The 1,156-nt window shown below is 35.0% G+C and carries 1 protein-coding gene; it reads left to right on the forward strand.

Going from position 1 to position 1,156, the window contains the following annotated elements:
- The coding region (locus H1P_RS33540; RefSeq protein WP_144875833.1) for a DEAD/DEAH box helicase family protein at positions 1–1,156 on the forward strand (1,156 nt) is incomplete at both ends.

Genomic DNA, 1,156 nt, shown 5'->3' on the forward strand with positions numbered 1-1,156 from the left:
GTCGTGGAACATTAAAAATGGCGACTGGTAGCGGTAAAACCATTATTGCTTTAGCTATAGCCACAGAGCTATACCAAAAAATTGGCTTACAGGTTGTAATTATTATTTGCCCTTATCAACATTTAGTCTTACAGTGGCAAAGAGAATGTCAGGCATTTAATCTGAACCCAATTATTGCCATGCATCGCCTTAATAGCTGGGAAACAGAATTAACTACTCAACTTTATAATATTCGTTCTCAGAAACAAAATTTTCTCACTATTATTACTACTAACTCCACATTAATTAGCGAAGGTTTTCAGTCTTCAATAAAATTTTTTCCAGAGAAAACTTTAATCATTGGCGATGAAGCACACAATTTAGGTTCAAACCGTTTAGAAGCCAGCTTACCTCGTAATGTTGGGTTACGACTAGCTCTTTCTGCAACTCCTCAAAGACACTATGACGAATCAGGAACAGATGCACTCTTGGAGTATTTTGGTAAAATTTTACAGCCAGAATTTACCCTGGAAGATGCTATCAAGCAAAAAGCCTTAGTACCTTATCTTTATTATCCTATTTTTGTTGAGTTAACCGAATCAGAATCATTTCTCTATGCTAAACTCACTAGGAAAATTGGCTGGATACTGCAACAAGATAGTAACTGGGATAATGGTAATTTAACATCTTTATTAACAAAGCGATCGCGTTTAATAGGTACTGCTGCTAACAAATTAAATGCTTTAAAATTTTTAATGCAAGATAGACTACAAACTACCCATACTTTATTTTATTGTGGTGATGGTAATGTAGATAATTATCATCAAGATTATAATCGGCAAATTGCAGCCGTTACCAGAATTTTAGGGAAAGAATTAGGCTATAAGGTTAATACCTACACCACAGAAACTCCTATAGCTGAAAGGGAAAAATTACGCATTCAATTTGAACAGGGAATTTTACAAGGTTTAGTAGCAATTCGCTGTTTAGATGAAGGGGTAGATATTCCTGCGATTCAAACCGCCATCATTTTAGCTAGTACTAATAATCCGCGTCAATTTATTCAACGTCGTGGCAGAATTTTACGCCCTTATCCAGGGAAAAAACAAGCTACTTTATTTGATATGATAGTTATCCCACCAAAGTTAGATCGTGAAACTTGGGAAATAGAAAAAAA

The organism is Hyella patelloides LEGE 07179, assembly GCF_900659865.1.
Classification (GTDB): domain Bacteria; phylum Cyanobacteriota; class Cyanobacteriia; order Cyanobacteriales; family Xenococcaceae; genus Hyella; species Hyella patelloides.